This is a genomic window from Anabaena azotica FACHB-119, from assembly GCF_014697625.1.
GTDB classification, from domain to species: Bacteria; Cyanobacteriota; Cyanobacteriia; order Cyanobacteriales; family Nostocaceae; genus Trichormus; species Trichormus azoticus_A.
Window position 1 is genome coordinate 158,855 of record NZ_JACJSG010000002.1, and the last position, 14,045, is coordinate 172,899.

12 protein-coding genes are annotated in these 14,045 nt (G+C 42.4%); 3 read left to right on the forward strand and 9 right to left on the reverse strand.

Translation table 11 applies throughout. The annotated features are described in order from the left end of the window. Window positions 1-358 precede the first annotated feature (358 nt). Window positions 359-1,498, forward strand: a complete 1,140-nt coding sequence (locus H6G83_RS02045; RefSeq protein ID WP_190466188.1) for a response regulator — start codon at window positions 359-361, stop codon at window positions 1,496-1,498. Window positions 1,499-2,050: 552 nt separating this feature from the next. Here the strand turns inward: H6G83_RS02045 and H6G83_RS02050 are convergent. The 9 genes from H6G83_RS02050 to H6G83_RS02090 all read right to left on the reverse strand — a co-directional run bounded on the left by H6G83_RS02050 (window position 2,051) and on the right by H6G83_RS02090 (window position 9,817). Next, a complete protein-coding gene (locus H6G83_RS02050) occupies window positions 2,051-3,682 on the reverse strand; it encodes a mucoidy inhibitor MuiA family protein (protein WP_190466191.1) in 1,632 nt (543 codons plus the stop codon). Then, a complete protein-coding gene (locus H6G83_RS02055) occupies window positions 3,675-3,860 on the reverse strand; it encodes a hypothetical protein (RefSeq protein ID WP_190466194.1) in 186 nt (61 codons plus the stop codon). Before H6G83_RS02055 ends, H6G83_RS02050 begins: the two co-directional genes overlap by 8 nt. After that, window positions 3,853-4,803 (reverse strand): LysR family transcriptional regulator, encoded by a 951-nt coding sequence (locus H6G83_RS02060; RefSeq protein ID WP_190466199.1) that lies wholly within the window; start codon window positions 4,801-4,803, stop codon window positions 3,853-3,855. Before H6G83_RS02060 ends, H6G83_RS02055 begins: the two co-directional genes overlap by 8 nt. 430 nt (window positions 4,804-5,233) lie before the next feature. After that, window positions 5,234-6,016 carry a carbon dioxide-concentrating mechanism protein CcmK gene (locus H6G83_RS02065; RefSeq protein WP_190466202.1) on the reverse strand — a complete coding sequence of 261 codons (783 nt, stop codon included), beginning with the start codon at window positions 6,014-6,016 and terminating at the stop codon, window positions 5,234-5,236. Window positions 6,017-6,049: 33 nt separating this feature from the next. Beyond that, complete coding sequence (locus H6G83_RS02070) at window positions 6,050-6,781, reverse strand: transferase (protein ID WP_190466205.1); 732 nt, start codon at window positions 6,779-6,781, stop codon at window positions 6,050-6,052. A gap of 146 nt (window positions 6,782-6,927) precedes the next feature. Continuing rightward, complete coding sequence (locus H6G83_RS02075) at window positions 6,928-8,589, reverse strand: ribulose bisphosphate carboxylase small subunit (protein ID WP_190466208.1); 1,662 nt, start codon at window positions 8,587-8,589, stop codon at window positions 6,928-6,930. A gap of 89 nt (window positions 8,590-8,678) precedes the next feature. Continuing rightward, window positions 8,679-8,984 (reverse strand): EutN/CcmL family microcompartment protein, encoded by a 306-nt coding sequence (locus H6G83_RS02080; RefSeq protein ID WP_190466210.1) that lies wholly within the window; start codon window positions 8,982-8,984, stop codon window positions 8,679-8,681. A 6-nt stretch (window positions 8,985-8,990) separates the two neighbouring features. Next, window positions 8,991-9,335: a carbon dioxide-concentrating mechanism protein CcmK gene (locus H6G83_RS02085; RefSeq protein WP_190466214.1), complete on the reverse strand. Its 345-nt coding sequence runs from the start codon at window positions 9,333-9,335 to the stop codon at window positions 8,991-8,993. Window positions 9,336-9,508: 173 nt separating this feature from the next. Beyond that, the gene (locus tag H6G83_RS02090) at window positions 9,509-9,817 is read right to left on the reverse strand and encodes a carbon dioxide-concentrating mechanism protein CcmK (RefSeq protein ID WP_010995042.1); all 309 of its coding nucleotides are present in this window, start codon (window positions 9,815-9,817) and stop codon (window positions 9,509-9,511) included. A gap of 656 nt (window positions 9,818-10,473) precedes the next feature. Here H6G83_RS02090 and H6G83_RS02095 point away from each other — a divergent pair. Together H6G83_RS02095 and H6G83_RS02100 are read left to right on the forward strand one after the other, a co-directional pair. After that, complete coding sequence (locus H6G83_RS02095; protein ID WP_190466216.1) at window positions 10,474-12,330, forward strand: NAD(P)H-quinone oxidoreductase subunit F; 1,857 nt, start codon at window positions 10,474-10,476, stop codon at window positions 12,328-12,330. Window positions 12,331-12,425: 95 nt separating this feature from the next. Beyond that, complete coding sequence (locus H6G83_RS02100) at window positions 12,426-13,928, forward strand: NADH-quinone oxidoreductase subunit M (RefSeq protein WP_190466220.1); 1,503 nt, start codon at window positions 12,426-12,428, stop codon at window positions 13,926-13,928. Window positions 13,929-14,045 lie beyond the last annotated feature (117 nt).

Sequence of the window (14,045 nt, forward strand, 5' to 3'; positions counted from 1 at the left end):
GTTTCTGATTCACATCATAATCTATTCCACTTAGAGACGATTGCATTTTAGTTGTGATACTTCTGAGGGGAGATTTTGGTATGGAAATAAAGAGTATAAGTTTAGGATGAGTACTGAAAAGGAAATCGTTAAATTTAAATGAGTTTTTCAAAAATATATAGGACTTACGCAAGTGTCATAATCAAACTAACTGTAGGGTGCGTCAGACCCAATCATTTCGTACAAATTAGAGGATTTTCCACATCTGACGCACCCTACCCCAAGTGCTAGTTGCGTAAGTCCTAACATATTTAACAAAATTGCAATTTTTCTGACTAATTTTTATTTTAAATTTTGATTTAAGAACAAAGCGATCGCCATGAAAACACTTCCAATTACTAGATACAGATTCTTCCAGAAACTACAACCTTTATCTTTATTAAAAAAAATTACAGGTAAGACAATTACTGGCTGCTTACAAGTAGTTAGTACTTCAGGCACTTGGTCTATATATGTAGAAGAGGGTAAGCTAATTTATGCCTGTTATTCCGAAAGAATGTTTGAGCCACTTTATAGACATTTGGGGAACTTAAGCCAACAAATCTCCACCCTACCTAAAGAAATTAACGAACAGTTAAGAGCCATCTTTGAAACGGGAATTGAAAGTCAAGCAATACCTAATCCCGATTATTTAGCTATTTGTTGGTTAGTCAATCAGAAGTATATTAGTGCTTCACAAGCAGCCGTCCTTATAGAACAAGTAGCATTGGAAGTATTAGAATCATTTCTCTTGTTAGAAGAAGGAAGTTACGAGTTTGTTCCCGAAACCTTTTTAGATGATTTACCTAAATTTTGTTATTTAAATGTTCGGTTACTAGTAGAGCAATGTCAACAACGTGGACGAGTTCCCGAAGCATTCCGCAGGGAAGCATCTACTCAAGAGACATCTCCAGCTACAGAGAATAAAGAACTCCCAATTAACAGCAAATATAATATCAAAATTACATCCCATCCCCAAACTCAGCCTAAACCTGAGCCACGCCTACCACAATTTAATAATAATAGAACAGGAGAATATTCAAAACGTTATGTATCTCCACCTCATAATGTAAATAATGGATATCAGCAAATATCCACCCCATCAGCAGATAAAAAAATTTATAAAATATTTTGTATTGATGAAAGTCCTGCTGTTGTAAATACTATTAAAAGCTTTTTGGATGAGCAAATATTCTCAGTAATTGGCGTTACAGATTCCTTAAAAGCTTTAATGGAAATTCTGCATACAAAGCCAGATATAATCTTAATTAGTGTTGATATGCCTGATTTAGATGGATATGAATTATGTTCTTTATTACGCAAACACTCACATTTTAAAAATACACCTGTGATTATGGTGACAGAAAGAGCTGGGTTAAGAAATAGAGCCAAAGCTACCATAGCCAGAGCATCAGGTCATTTAACAAAACCGTTTAATCAAGGAGATTTATTAAAAGTAATCTTTAAGCATATTGTGTAATTTGTTGACTTTTGACTAAGTAAATATTAAGTGGTGGACTGTCTAGGCTAAATTTACGTGAGTTCGACAAGCGTTGTTTTGACCTCACCCCCAACCCCTCTCCTACGAAGAGAGGGGAGTAAGAGCTAATTTGTAAACTAAAGTAAAATCTTCACCTTGTAAGGGTTTCAGGAATCTGAGTCAATTAAGCACTTATTTAGTGAAACCAAGACCTAGTAAAGAGTTGAGTCTTCTTAAGATTTTCTTTACAAATCAGCTCTAAGACGGTGATTTTTTCGTTTCTCCTCCCTCTCCTGACGGAGACGCTACGCGAACGCCTTTTAGGAGAGGGAGGTTGGGAGGGAGAGGTTCATCGAACTCACGTTAAATTTGTGCATTGGCTAACAATCTAAATCTTAATCATCTGCGTCCATCTGCGTCCATCTGCGTTCAATTTTCCCCAAACCTATTGCCAGATTTTAGTCTAGACACGCTACTACAATTTAAGGTTTACTCTATAAATCCTCTCTCATACAATGTCTATGAACTATTGACGATGGACTATTAACTAAATTAAATATTCAGTCCAATAACTGTTAATTCTGGTGGATGCTCAACAGTAAACTGATAATAGACTTCTTGTTTTGCCTGGGGTGGGATAGTTAATAGCCATTCTAAAATTCCCATTTCACCTAATTGAATTGGAGGATTAATACGATTAAGGCGGACTTTAATTTGCTCATCACGGCTGACGGGTAATTGTTCAGTTAATTTCAACTGAATTTCCTGATTAAGCAAGTTAGTAATTAATAATCGATAAGCATAAGTAGTTCGGCGTTGATTACCAATAAGCTTTTTATCTACCTGACGCTCAACTAAGTCACGCTCAATTTTTAAACCTTCGTCAATACCTAAATTGAGTTTAAATTGTTCCCCTGGAACAATATGTTCTAATTGAGTTGTCCCAACAAATACATCATCACGAAAAATATGTGCTTTCCCAGGTAATAAAGTCACACCACCAGAGCTATTTTTAATATTAGCTTCCAGGTAGGCAAAGCTAACCAAACGTGGCATCGCTACATAATTAAAATTACAGGGGTAATTATTATGAAAAACTGTAATTTTATACGGTGTGCCATCACTAGGAATGTTACCACTACCATTTAGTTTAAAAGTAACAATACTTCCTTCTTTAGATACTTCCGCCGTGATATTTTCCGCCGGAATCAAATCATCCTCAGCCACCTCTACCTCGTCTGCGGGAATTCCCGCCCCTGCGGAAACAACTGTCGGTGATATAGCAGGTAAGGAAGGACTAGGCGCTAGTTTTCTTTGCGATCGCCATACTTGAGGTGTTGGTGCGTCAATATACCAGGGTTGCAGTTTAGGGGGAATAGTACCTAGTCCTGGTTTAGCCGTGGAAAGGGTAAGCGCCACATCTTGCCAATCCTCCCCTGTATTCTGGGTAACTTCGGCAAGGTAGCTTAAATTGACTGTCTGATCTGTACTGTTCAACCGCAAGTCATATAGAGGAGTCCAACTGGCATGGCTTACCATGTAAGCAACCTCTAATTCAAACTCACCCTCTCCTGCGGCTTCAATTAGTGCAATTAAAATGACGCTTTCATGAGGATTGGGTGTTTGGAGAATTTGTAACGAGTGGCGGAGTGCTTGTAGTTGCTTGTCTAGTTCCTGCTGCTGACTTTTACACTCCCCAGATGCGATCGCATATTCGCTGTACTGACTACCCAAGAAATTAAGAAAGTCTAGAGTTTCACTAGGGCTGAGATTTTTCCGTGATAAGCTTTGGGCAAAAGGTTCTTCTGTCTTTTCGCGTAAACCTTCAATAAACTTAGCTTGTAAAGATAAAGCATCTACCTGGGCTTGCAGATGACGTTTTTCAGTTTCTAACTGCTGAATTTGCCGAGTTAACTGGGCAACACGTTCGGTAATAGGTTCAGTGGTATAGATGCGATCGCAGTTTACACCCAACAAGCGCACCCCTACCTTCCCTGTACCACCAACCCGAACAGACTCAGTTTCTAGAGTTACTGGCAGCGAAGTAATCACTAATTCTCGTTCTGTTCCTGATAGATAAACTTTACCCTTACGTGTAACTAAGGCTTTGTCACTGTATATTGTCACAGCGACAATCTGACACTGTACTGTCTTTCGCCAAGATGGTGTTTCCGGGTTAACCACTGCCAGTTTTTCCCCATGTTAAATGATGCTGCTGGTTAATTTTGAGTTTTTCCTGACAAACCGTCAAGCAATTTGCCAAGAATTGTAAGTGATAAGTGTTGAGTTTTGCTGCCAATTTCTTAACTTCAATCTCCAAAACCTTTTGAATTTTGAATTGATTAACCCTGGCTTCACTCAACCAAACTATACTCAGGCACAGAAACAGAAGCATTTATTTGTTCTGTTTGCTCGACAAACTTTTTGGCTGCATCTAGCAGATACTCATAGTAAGTACGAGCGACGATAGATAACTGTTTACCAGTGGGGTAAACCATGTACCAAGTCCGCTTGATGGGGAAGTTCTGCACGTCCAGAATGCTGAACTCTGCGGCATCAGACAATAGTGTATGCCGAGATAGTACAGAAATTCCTAAACCACCAGCGATCGCTTGTTTAATTGCCTCATTAGATCCTAATTCCAGCTTAACTTTTACGGGAACACCATGTTCCTCGAACAGATTCTGTACCGCACGACGTGTTCCCGAACCTGGTTCCCGCATAATGAACGGTTCACTGGATAAACGATGTATAGGTATATTTGTCTCTTTTGCTAGTGGGTGATTTGCTGCGGCTAATACAACTAACGGGTTATCTAAAAACGGATGACAATTCACATCCAAATGCTCTGGAACTTGACTCATGATGTACAAGTCGTCCATATTATTGTTCATCCGCTCTAGGATGCGTTCGTGGTTGGTGACTTGCAGCGAAATTTCAATGCCCGGATAAAGTTGGCAAAAAGGCCCTAGTAAGCGGGGAATAAAGTATTTAGCCGTGGTAATAACTGCCAAACGTAATTGCCCCTGTTTTAGCCCCTTTAGATCAGCCACCTTCATCTCAAACTGAGCTATAGTCTCAAATATTTGCCGACAAGTAGCGAATAATTCTCTGCCTGCTTCAGTCAAATATAGACGCTTGCCTACTTGCTCAAACAGTGGTAAACCTACCGATTTGGTCAACTGCTTGATTTGCATCGAGACAGTAGGTTGGGTGAGAAATAACTCCTCAGCAGCACGAGTAAAGCTACCATGCCGTGCCGCGGCCTCGAACACCTTCAACTGGTGTAATGTTGCTTGGTTCAAGGTGATTCTCCTCTAATAGCGATTTTTTTAGATATAAAACTAGTATCACTGAACACTCACACTTGATATAGCTTCACCCATACAAAAGTTATGCAATTATTATAGATAAAAATCTATCTTCGCTATTAAAAGAGACTAATTTCCTTATAGATAAGGAAATCTATTCTCATCATATATAAAATCCCACCTTCAATATGAGAATAATTGTTTACTTAGTAGTCTAGAAAAGTCATCTTTATATAGATAAATACTTATCCTTTCTATTAAAATAAAATTCTTTTACTTATGGAGAGGAGAAGCTATCATCAGAAAAACAAGCAAAGCGTAAGATGCCTTCCAGCTGCAAGATGAATGTTGAATACTAAATTCTGTAATGTTGAATGCGGATGACTCCCAATTCATTATTCTCTAGTTAGTAATTCACCATTCATCATTCATCATGCCAAACTTCTTCAGTAATTTTCACAGGTATAGTGGCTAAATCTGGCAATTGTAACACTTCCCTCTCTGCAACTTGCTCCCTGATATTCACTGGTAGCCTTAACGGCTGATGCTCTTCGATCCAACAACTAGCTATTGGGAGGGTTTGCTCCAACTCATCCAATGGTCTTGGAATTACCATCACCGCATTCAATTCCCCAATTCGTTCGGCCTCATACATTCCCGCTTCTACAGCAACTGCAACATTAGCTACAGAGCCGCGAATAATAGCTGTACACAAACCTGCACCGATTTTTTCGTAAGATGCTAGCTGGACATCAGCCGCTTTGAGCATCGCATCACAAGCACCTACCATTGCTGGAAAGCCTCTTGTTTCTACTAAACCAATTGCTTGGTTACTCAAACGGCTGTATTGACCTTCCTGCATTACCTGACTTAAACGGTTAGTAATGGGCAGAACTACATCAAGGTTAGGAAAAGGTCTGGGAATCACCAAACTAGAAACCAACTGCCCAAACTGTTCAGCAGTTTGTACACCAGATTCCACAGCTAAACGGACATCAGCAATCCCACCCCGGACGATCGCTGTACAGTGACCACTACCAATTTTCTCATAACCGACTAGGTGAACTCCAGCCGACTTCAGCATCATGTCAGCCGTCCCCACAATTGCCGGAAAACTAAGAGTTGAGACTAAACCCAAGGCTGTATCCCTAAGATCGTCTTGACGACGATTGGTCTGATTTGTGCTAGTAGAGCGCTGATTATACATCGTGTATTCTCCGAGATACTCACAACTTAACACTTACTCAGAGCTATCGTCAGGCAAAGGGTTATTTAAAGCTTGTCTATGGGGAAACAATGTCCCTAAAAGCCTTTGAATACTCCCTTGTCCATAAATTTGAGTTCCGAAGCTATTGGGGGATGCGGTAGACTGGTCTGATTGGGCATTTTCTGTCACATTAGGGTCAGCCTGACTATTATGGTTATTTTCTCCAGTAGCAGGCTGATTCTCAGGTGATGCTGGGGGTTCGTTAACAGCAACAGAATCTTGTTTGAACTGCACAGAAGCCGAGGCCGAGAAGCTAGTTGAAGTAAATACTTTATTTTCAGTCGCTTTAGGCTTTTGGGGATTCGGACTATCAACTTGATTCGTGGCTGGTTCTGGTGTTTCAGCTGCAACCTGCCGAGTAGTATCACCCAAAATTGAGCCTGGTGGCACTACCAACGCCGGAGCCACAGAACTGTTAAATAATGTTGTGGCTGCACCAATGCAGGCATTCATGCCGATTTTGCCTTTACCAACCATCAAAAAGCCTGCTCCCAAGCTAGCGCCCGCTTCTACTTCTATCGTTCCCTCATCTACTTGTAGAATCGACCCCATGCCAATACAGACTCCCGCCCCGATGATGATTTTGCTGTTTGCGGCCGCTTGGAGTATCACCCCTGGAGCAATTACTGCACTTGGATGAATTGTCACCTCGCCACTAATGTAGGACTCAAAGTTATTGTGCAGGCGCAGTGGCGGCACAGACATGGAAATTTTCACCTCGGAAGCCGAATATTATTTGGGTACTGAGGATTGGGTATTGGGGATTGGGTATTGGATGAACATTATTGATGATTTTCCTGTTCCCCTGTGCCTTTGCTCCCTTACTTTTGCCCAGTCCCCAGTCCCTACTACTATGGACGCTGAATAATTGATTCCAATACGCGGCGCTTGGCTTTGGGGTCAATTCCAATGATGCGGATGTATTCTCCTGCAAATTCAGATAATGCGGCTTCTACTGCGGCGATCGCTTCTCTGTCGGAAGTGGCAGCAATTGGCCCAGTGCTACTCCAAGAACCTGTACGGAATCTTCTTTGGTCTACGTGTTCAATGCTGAGTTTATACCCACCACTGATGATTTGCCTAATTTGGTCTACTACCTCAGCACTCAAGCGGGTAGCGGTGGCAGTTGCGCTTCTTGATGGCGCAGGCGCACTGGCTACAGTTTTTTGGCTGCTCCCAGTTGCCGGAGCTACTTGACCGTTGGGACGTTGAATAATGCTTTCTAGTACACGGCGTTTAGCTTTGGGGTCAATCCCAATTAAACGCACGTATTCGCCTTGGTGGTTATCTATACATTCTTCCAGAGCAGAAACCACTTCATTGGCGGAAGTTGCGTCAATGGGTTTACAGCTATTCCAAGAACCTGTACGGAAGCGACGCTCATCGACGTGTTCTGTACCAATCTTGTAACCATTGGCTAACAACTGGCGAATTTGGTCTAGGGTTTCCGCGCTGATTCTGCCATTGCCTGCACCGTTGCTGTAACCGTTGCCATTGCTGCTGTAGCTACCATTTGAGCTAGCCGCAGGAGCTTTAAAGTTGCTAGAACCACCTGCAACTACACCATCGGGACGTTGAATAATTGTTTCCAAAACCCGGCGCTTACCTTTGGGGTCAATGCCAAACAGACGCACGTACTCGCCACTGTGGTCGGCTAAACAAGTTTCCAGGGCTGCTACAGCATCACCTAATGATCTCGCTTCAATTGGCTGGCAGCTAGTCCAAGAACCTGTACGGAATCTTCTTTGGTCTACGTGTTCTGTACCAATCTTATAGCCCTGCTCTAATAAATAGCGTAATTGCTCTATGGTTTCTGCACCAAGGCTGTTGCTTGCCACTTCACTACTCCTTTCTAACCCATTAATTTGATTACTTGTATAAGAATTAACTTGTTCATTGCGAAGAGGCGCAATACACTTGTTATCCGCAGCACAAAGATACCCGGTACGCAACGCTTGATTAATACCGATGACGTGATGGGCAAAATCCTTATCTTGGGGTTGCACATCAGGCAAGCGATCGGCCTGCTTTTGGGTAGTAATGATCGCTCCTGAAGGAACATACTTGCCAGGGGGAACTTCTACATCTTTAACTAAGGCGTGCATCATGACGATACAGCCTGCGCCTACCTTGGCGTTAAATACTGTAGAGCGAAAACCAATAAACGAATTCTCCCCAACGTAAGCAGGGCCATGAATCAGCGCCATGTGGGTCAAGGACGAATTATTACCTACCCAAACCGAGTATTCTTCGTTATCGTCGCCAACTACTCGACCTCGCTCCAAGCCGTGAATTACTACACCATCTTGAATATTGGTATTTTCACCGATATAAAAGGGTGTACCTTCATCGGCTCTAATTGAAGTCCCTGGAGCAATGATGACATTTGCACCTATCCGCACATCCCCAATAATGTTAGAAAACGGATGGACAAAAGCGGTTTCATGGATTTGGGCTTCAGCCAAGCTCCTCGACCACGGGGTTGGGGGGGCCGCCGTGCTGCGGACTGCCATTGCGAGATTCCTCCTAAATTTGTCAGTTGTCAATAGTCCATAGTCCATAGTCCATAGTTCTGATCTGTTGACTAATGACTAATGACTAGCTATCTATACTGGTCTTTTTTACTGTAAATGAGACGATCTTCAACGTGAATAGTATCAATTATCGCCACCACTGCGGCATCTAAAGGCCGCTGTTCGTTACCTAGTACTTGACGCGCCGCACTACCACGGCTGATCAATACCCACTCATCCACTCCTGCACCTACGCTATTATCTGCTGCTACCTCGTATTTTGGCAGGAGGTTTCCTTCTTCATCTACTAATTGCAACAAAAGTAGTTTGACACCTCTAAGACTTGGGTCTTTTTGGGTGCTAACTACTGTGCCACGAACTTTGGCAATTTGCATTACTAATTACGGTCTTCTACCGAAAGGACGGATTGCGTTGACGTTTTCCCGGAACTGCTCTACATCTTCTGTATAACGAATTGGCAGCACATATTCTAAGTTCTCGTGAGGACGAGCGATGATGTGGGTAGACAATACCTGTCCGCCGTTGACACGCTTAACTGACTCAACGCCTGCGGATACAGATGCTTGTACCTCAGACACATCCCCCCTGACGATTACTGTTACCCGACCGCTACCAATTTTCTCGTAACCTACTAAGGTAACACGAGCAGCTTTCACCATCGCGTCTGCTGCTTCAACAACTGCTGGAAAGCCTAGCGTTTCTACCATTCCGACTGCAATAGACATTTCTTTTTGATTCCCAAATTAAAGTTTCTAGCCCGAACTCCAGCGATACTCAAGATGGCGACCCCGTTGAGGTGTTTTGTTTACTCAGCTTTTGGTACAGCGCAGCGTAAATAAAACTACCCTTCAAGATGGATAAAAAGCTTATTAAGTCAGCTTTCTGCTCTACGCACTTACTAGGTGCGGAATTGTTCTACCGCTTCTGTATAACGAATCGGCAGTACATATTCTAGGTTTTCGTGGGGACGAGCAATGATGTGAGTAGATACCACTTCACCACCATTTACTCTTCTTGCGGCTTCAATGCCAGCAGCTACAGATGCCTGTACCTCAGAGACATCCCCCCGCACAATTACGGTGACTCTTGCACTACCAATTTTTTCATATCCTACCAAAGTTACGCGGGCAGCTTTCACCATCGCGTCAGCAGCTTCTACTACTGCGGGAAAGCCTTTAGTCTCAATCATTCCAACTGCAATTGGCATCGCAGAACTCCTAAAAAATTAATCCAATCAGTACTGTGGTTTGAAATTTTGGACGGGGAAGCTCATCTTGAGCTATCAAAACACTTCCAAATTAAGCATAGAAAAGCTTGGCGCTTCTGGCAATATAAATTAGTATAATAGTTTATGATAAAAAAGTTTAAAAAAACTTAATAAAAATTTATACCAGGGTTGTCTGTAATCAAAGTTCATTGATCCCTAGAGCAACCGCTTATGCTTTATAATTTTTTTATGACAATCATAAACAGACATTGATAGCCGAGACGAACTCTATCTGGTGATGAGTATGCAGAGGCTGGACATTTTGCAGTTTCTGTGTTTCCTCGGTTTTCTGGTGACTTTCAAAATTGTCTAAAAAACACATAATTAATATTTATATATCATATAAAGTAAAATTCTTAAACCAGAAACATTGACTGGGTTAAAAAAACAAAAATGTAATAAAAGCTAGTTTTTTCCTCAACAAACCTACTTGCAATTACAAATTAGTCGGAGAGAATAAAGACAAAATAGTCATTTAAGTTTCGTGAAAAAAAGTTAAAAAAAGCAGAGCTTTTGCAAAAGTTTATTTTTTTTAGTAAATGATTGTTTTAAGAGTTATTAAAAAAGTTAAGACTGAGTCTTCAAGGGAAATCTAAATGAATCAGTTTCTATTTGCAACAAGTTGGTGTGTGCCATTTTACAGCTTAATAGGCGCACTTTTGACATTACCTTGGGGAATAGGAATAGTTCGACGCACGGGGCCAAGACCTGCGGCATATATTAACTTGTTGACTACCGTTGTTGGCTTTGTTCATAGCCTATTAGTATTTAAGGATATCTGGAGCAGAGAGCCAGAAAGCCTGGTAATTACTTGGTTTCAAGCGGTAGACTTAAACTTATCCTTTGCTTTGGAACTTTCGCCAGTCAGTATCGGTGCAACAGTTTTAATTACAGGTTTGAGTCTATTGGCTCAGATTTATGCCTTGGGCTACATGGAAAAAGACTGGTCACTGGCAAGATTTTTCGGTCTACTGGGCTTTTTCGAGGCAGCACTGAGTGGTTTAGCTATCAGCGACTCCTTATTTCTCAGCTATGCGCTGCTGGAACTATTAACCCTTTCTACTTATCTATTGGTAGGGTTTTGGTATGCTCAACCATTAGTGGTAACAGCAGCAAGGGATGCCTTCTGGACAAAGCGAGTCGGGGACTTGTTGCTGTTGATGGCTGTAGTCACGCTTTCCAACTTAGCGGGTAGTTTGAACTTCTCTCATTTATCGGAGTGGGTACAAACAGCAAATTTAGATCCTGTTACCTCAGCATTGTTGGGACTGGCTTTAATTGCAGGGCCGGCTGGTAAATGCGCTCAGTTCCCTCTACACCTGTGGTTGGATGAGGCGATGGAAGGCCCCAACCCAGCTTCTGTGATGCGGAACTCCCTAGTAGTTGCTGGTGGTGCTTATCTACTGTACAAACTGCAACCAATCTTAGTTTTGTCTCCAGTGGCGTTAAATGCCTTAATTATCATCGGTTCGGTGACAGCAATAGGCGCTACTTTGGTTTCTATCGCTCAGACTGATATTAAACGGTCATTATCCCATTCCACTAGCGCATACATGGGGCTGGTGTTTTTGGCAGTAGGATTAGAGCAAGGTGGTGTAGCTTTGATGCTGCTGTTAACTCATGCGATCGCCAAAGCTCTACTATTTATGAGTTCCGGTTCTATCATATTTACCACCCACAGTCAAGACTTGACAGAAATGGGTGGTCTGTGGTCGAGGATGCCAGCAACTACTACCGCCTTTGTAGTTGGTTCCGCCGGTATGGTAACAATACTGCCACTGGGGAGCTTTTGGGCAATGCTTGCTTGGGCTGATGGTTTAGTAAGAGTTAGCCCTTGGGTAATTGGCGTGTTGGTATTAGTCAACGGTTTGACAGCCCTCAACTTGACAAGAGTATTTAGGCTGGTATTTTGGGGTAAACCGCAACAGAAAACCCGCCGCGCACCGGAAGTTGGCTGGACAATGGCGTTCCCAATGGTGACACTGACAATCTTGACTTTATTACTGCCCGTCATGCTACAGCAATGGTACTTGTTGCCAGCTTGGGAAAGTATTGATTGGTACGTGGTTTTATTATTGGTATCTTCTACCGTAGCTGGTGTAGTTATGGGGTCAACTATTCATTTGCACAAAGCTTGGTCTCGTTCCACAGTCCTGGCTTGGAGATTTGTACAAGATTTACTAGGTTATGACTTTTACATTGACCGCATTTATCGACTGACAGTAGTGAGTGCAGTAGCTTTATTGTCGAGGATTTCGGCTTGGAGCGATCGCTATGTAGTTGATGGGTTAGTTAACTTAGTTGGCTTTGCCACCATTATCGGCGGACAGGGCTTGAAATACAGCATCTCCGGTCAATCCCAAGCATATATGTTGACCATTCTGGCAGTAGTCAGCGCCTTGGGCTTTTTCATCAGTTGGTCATTGGGCTTACTGGATAAGTTGCCATTTTAGTCATTAGTCATTAGTCAATAGTCCATAGTCCATAGTCCATAGTCATTAGTTTTTCTCCCCCATCTCCCCCCACTCCCTCATCTCCCTCATCTCCTATGCTAAGTGCCTTAATTTTTGCCCCATTGCTGGGTGCGCTTTTAATTGGTCTACTTCCCTCCGGTATTAATGGCAGGACTTCCCGTAATGTGGCATTGATTTTTGCGGGTTTGACTTTCTTGTGGTCGGTGGTACTGGCAAGCCAGTTTCAACCAGGACAAGTCACTCAACAGTTTAGCGAGTTCATCCCTTGGATTGACTCCTTGGGATTGGGTTATAATCTAGGTGTGGATGGTCTATCCTTGCCGTTGCTGGTGTTGAATGGCTTATTAACAGCCATAGCAATTTTCAGCAGCGATGAATCTTTGCCACGTCCTAAGTTTTATTACTCTCTCATATTAGTGTTGAGTGTTGGGGTAACAGGAGCGTTTCTGGCACAAGATTTACTGCTATTCTTCCTGTTTTACGAGCTGGAATTGATTCCCCTATACCTGTTAATTGCCATTTGGGGTGGTGCAAAACGGGGTTATGCAGCGACAAAATTTTTGATTTACACGGCTGTTTCTGGGATTTTGATTCTCGCCAGTTTCCTTGGTTTGGTATGGTTGAGTGGATCAGGTACTTTTGCTATATCCACCTTAAATGCCAAGTCTCTACCTTTAGCTACTCAATTGCTACTCTTGGCAGGACTTTTAGTAGGTTTTGGCATCAAAATGCCTTTGGTTCCCTTTCATACATGGTTGCCAGATGCCCACGTTGAAGCCTCTACGCCGATTTCTATGTTGCTGGCTGGTGTACTGTTGAAGTTGGGAACTTACGGCTTATTGCGGTTTGGGATGAACTTGTTACCCGAAGCTTGGGCTTATATAGCGCCTTGGTTAGCAGTTTGGGCAGTGGTAAGTGTGCTGTATGGTTCATCATGTGCGATCGCTCAAACAGACATGAAAAAAATGGTAGCCTACAGTTCTATTGGACATATGGGCTATGTACTGTTGGGTGCTGCTGCTGCTACACCCTTAAGTAGCTTAGGTGCTGTCATGCAGATGATTAGCCACGGTTTAATTTCTGCACTGTTGTTTTTGCTGGTGGGTATTGTTTACAAGAAAGCAGGTAGCCGCGATTTAAACTTGATCCGGGGACTTTTAAACCCAGAACGAGGTATGCCTGTGATTGGTAGCTTGATGATTATTGGCGTGATGGCTAGCGCAGGTACACCAGGAATGGTAGGGTTTATTTCCGAATTTATTATTTTCCGGGGGTCTTTTGCGGTTTTTCCGGTGCAGACGCTGCTGTCGATGATTGGTACAGGTTTAACTGCGGTTTACTTCTTAATTCTCGTCAATAAAGCGTTTTTTGGGCGGTTGTCGGCACAGGTAATGAATTTACCCAGGATTTATTGGAGCGATCGCGCCCCCGCCTTCATCTTAGCAGCCTTAATTGTCATTTTTGGTATTCAACCCTCTTGGCTAGCCCGTTGGACTGAACCCACTATTACAGCAATGTTTACTGTCGAAAATACAGTGGCTACAGTCTCTCTAGATAAAGTCAAAGGCAAAAGTTAATAGTTACTGGCTTGAGTGATAATAGGTAATTACATTTGATTGAAAATTACCTATTACCAAACTCACAAAATAATATATAGCCTTAAACAAAAATGATATTTTCTTAGGAAGAAACTA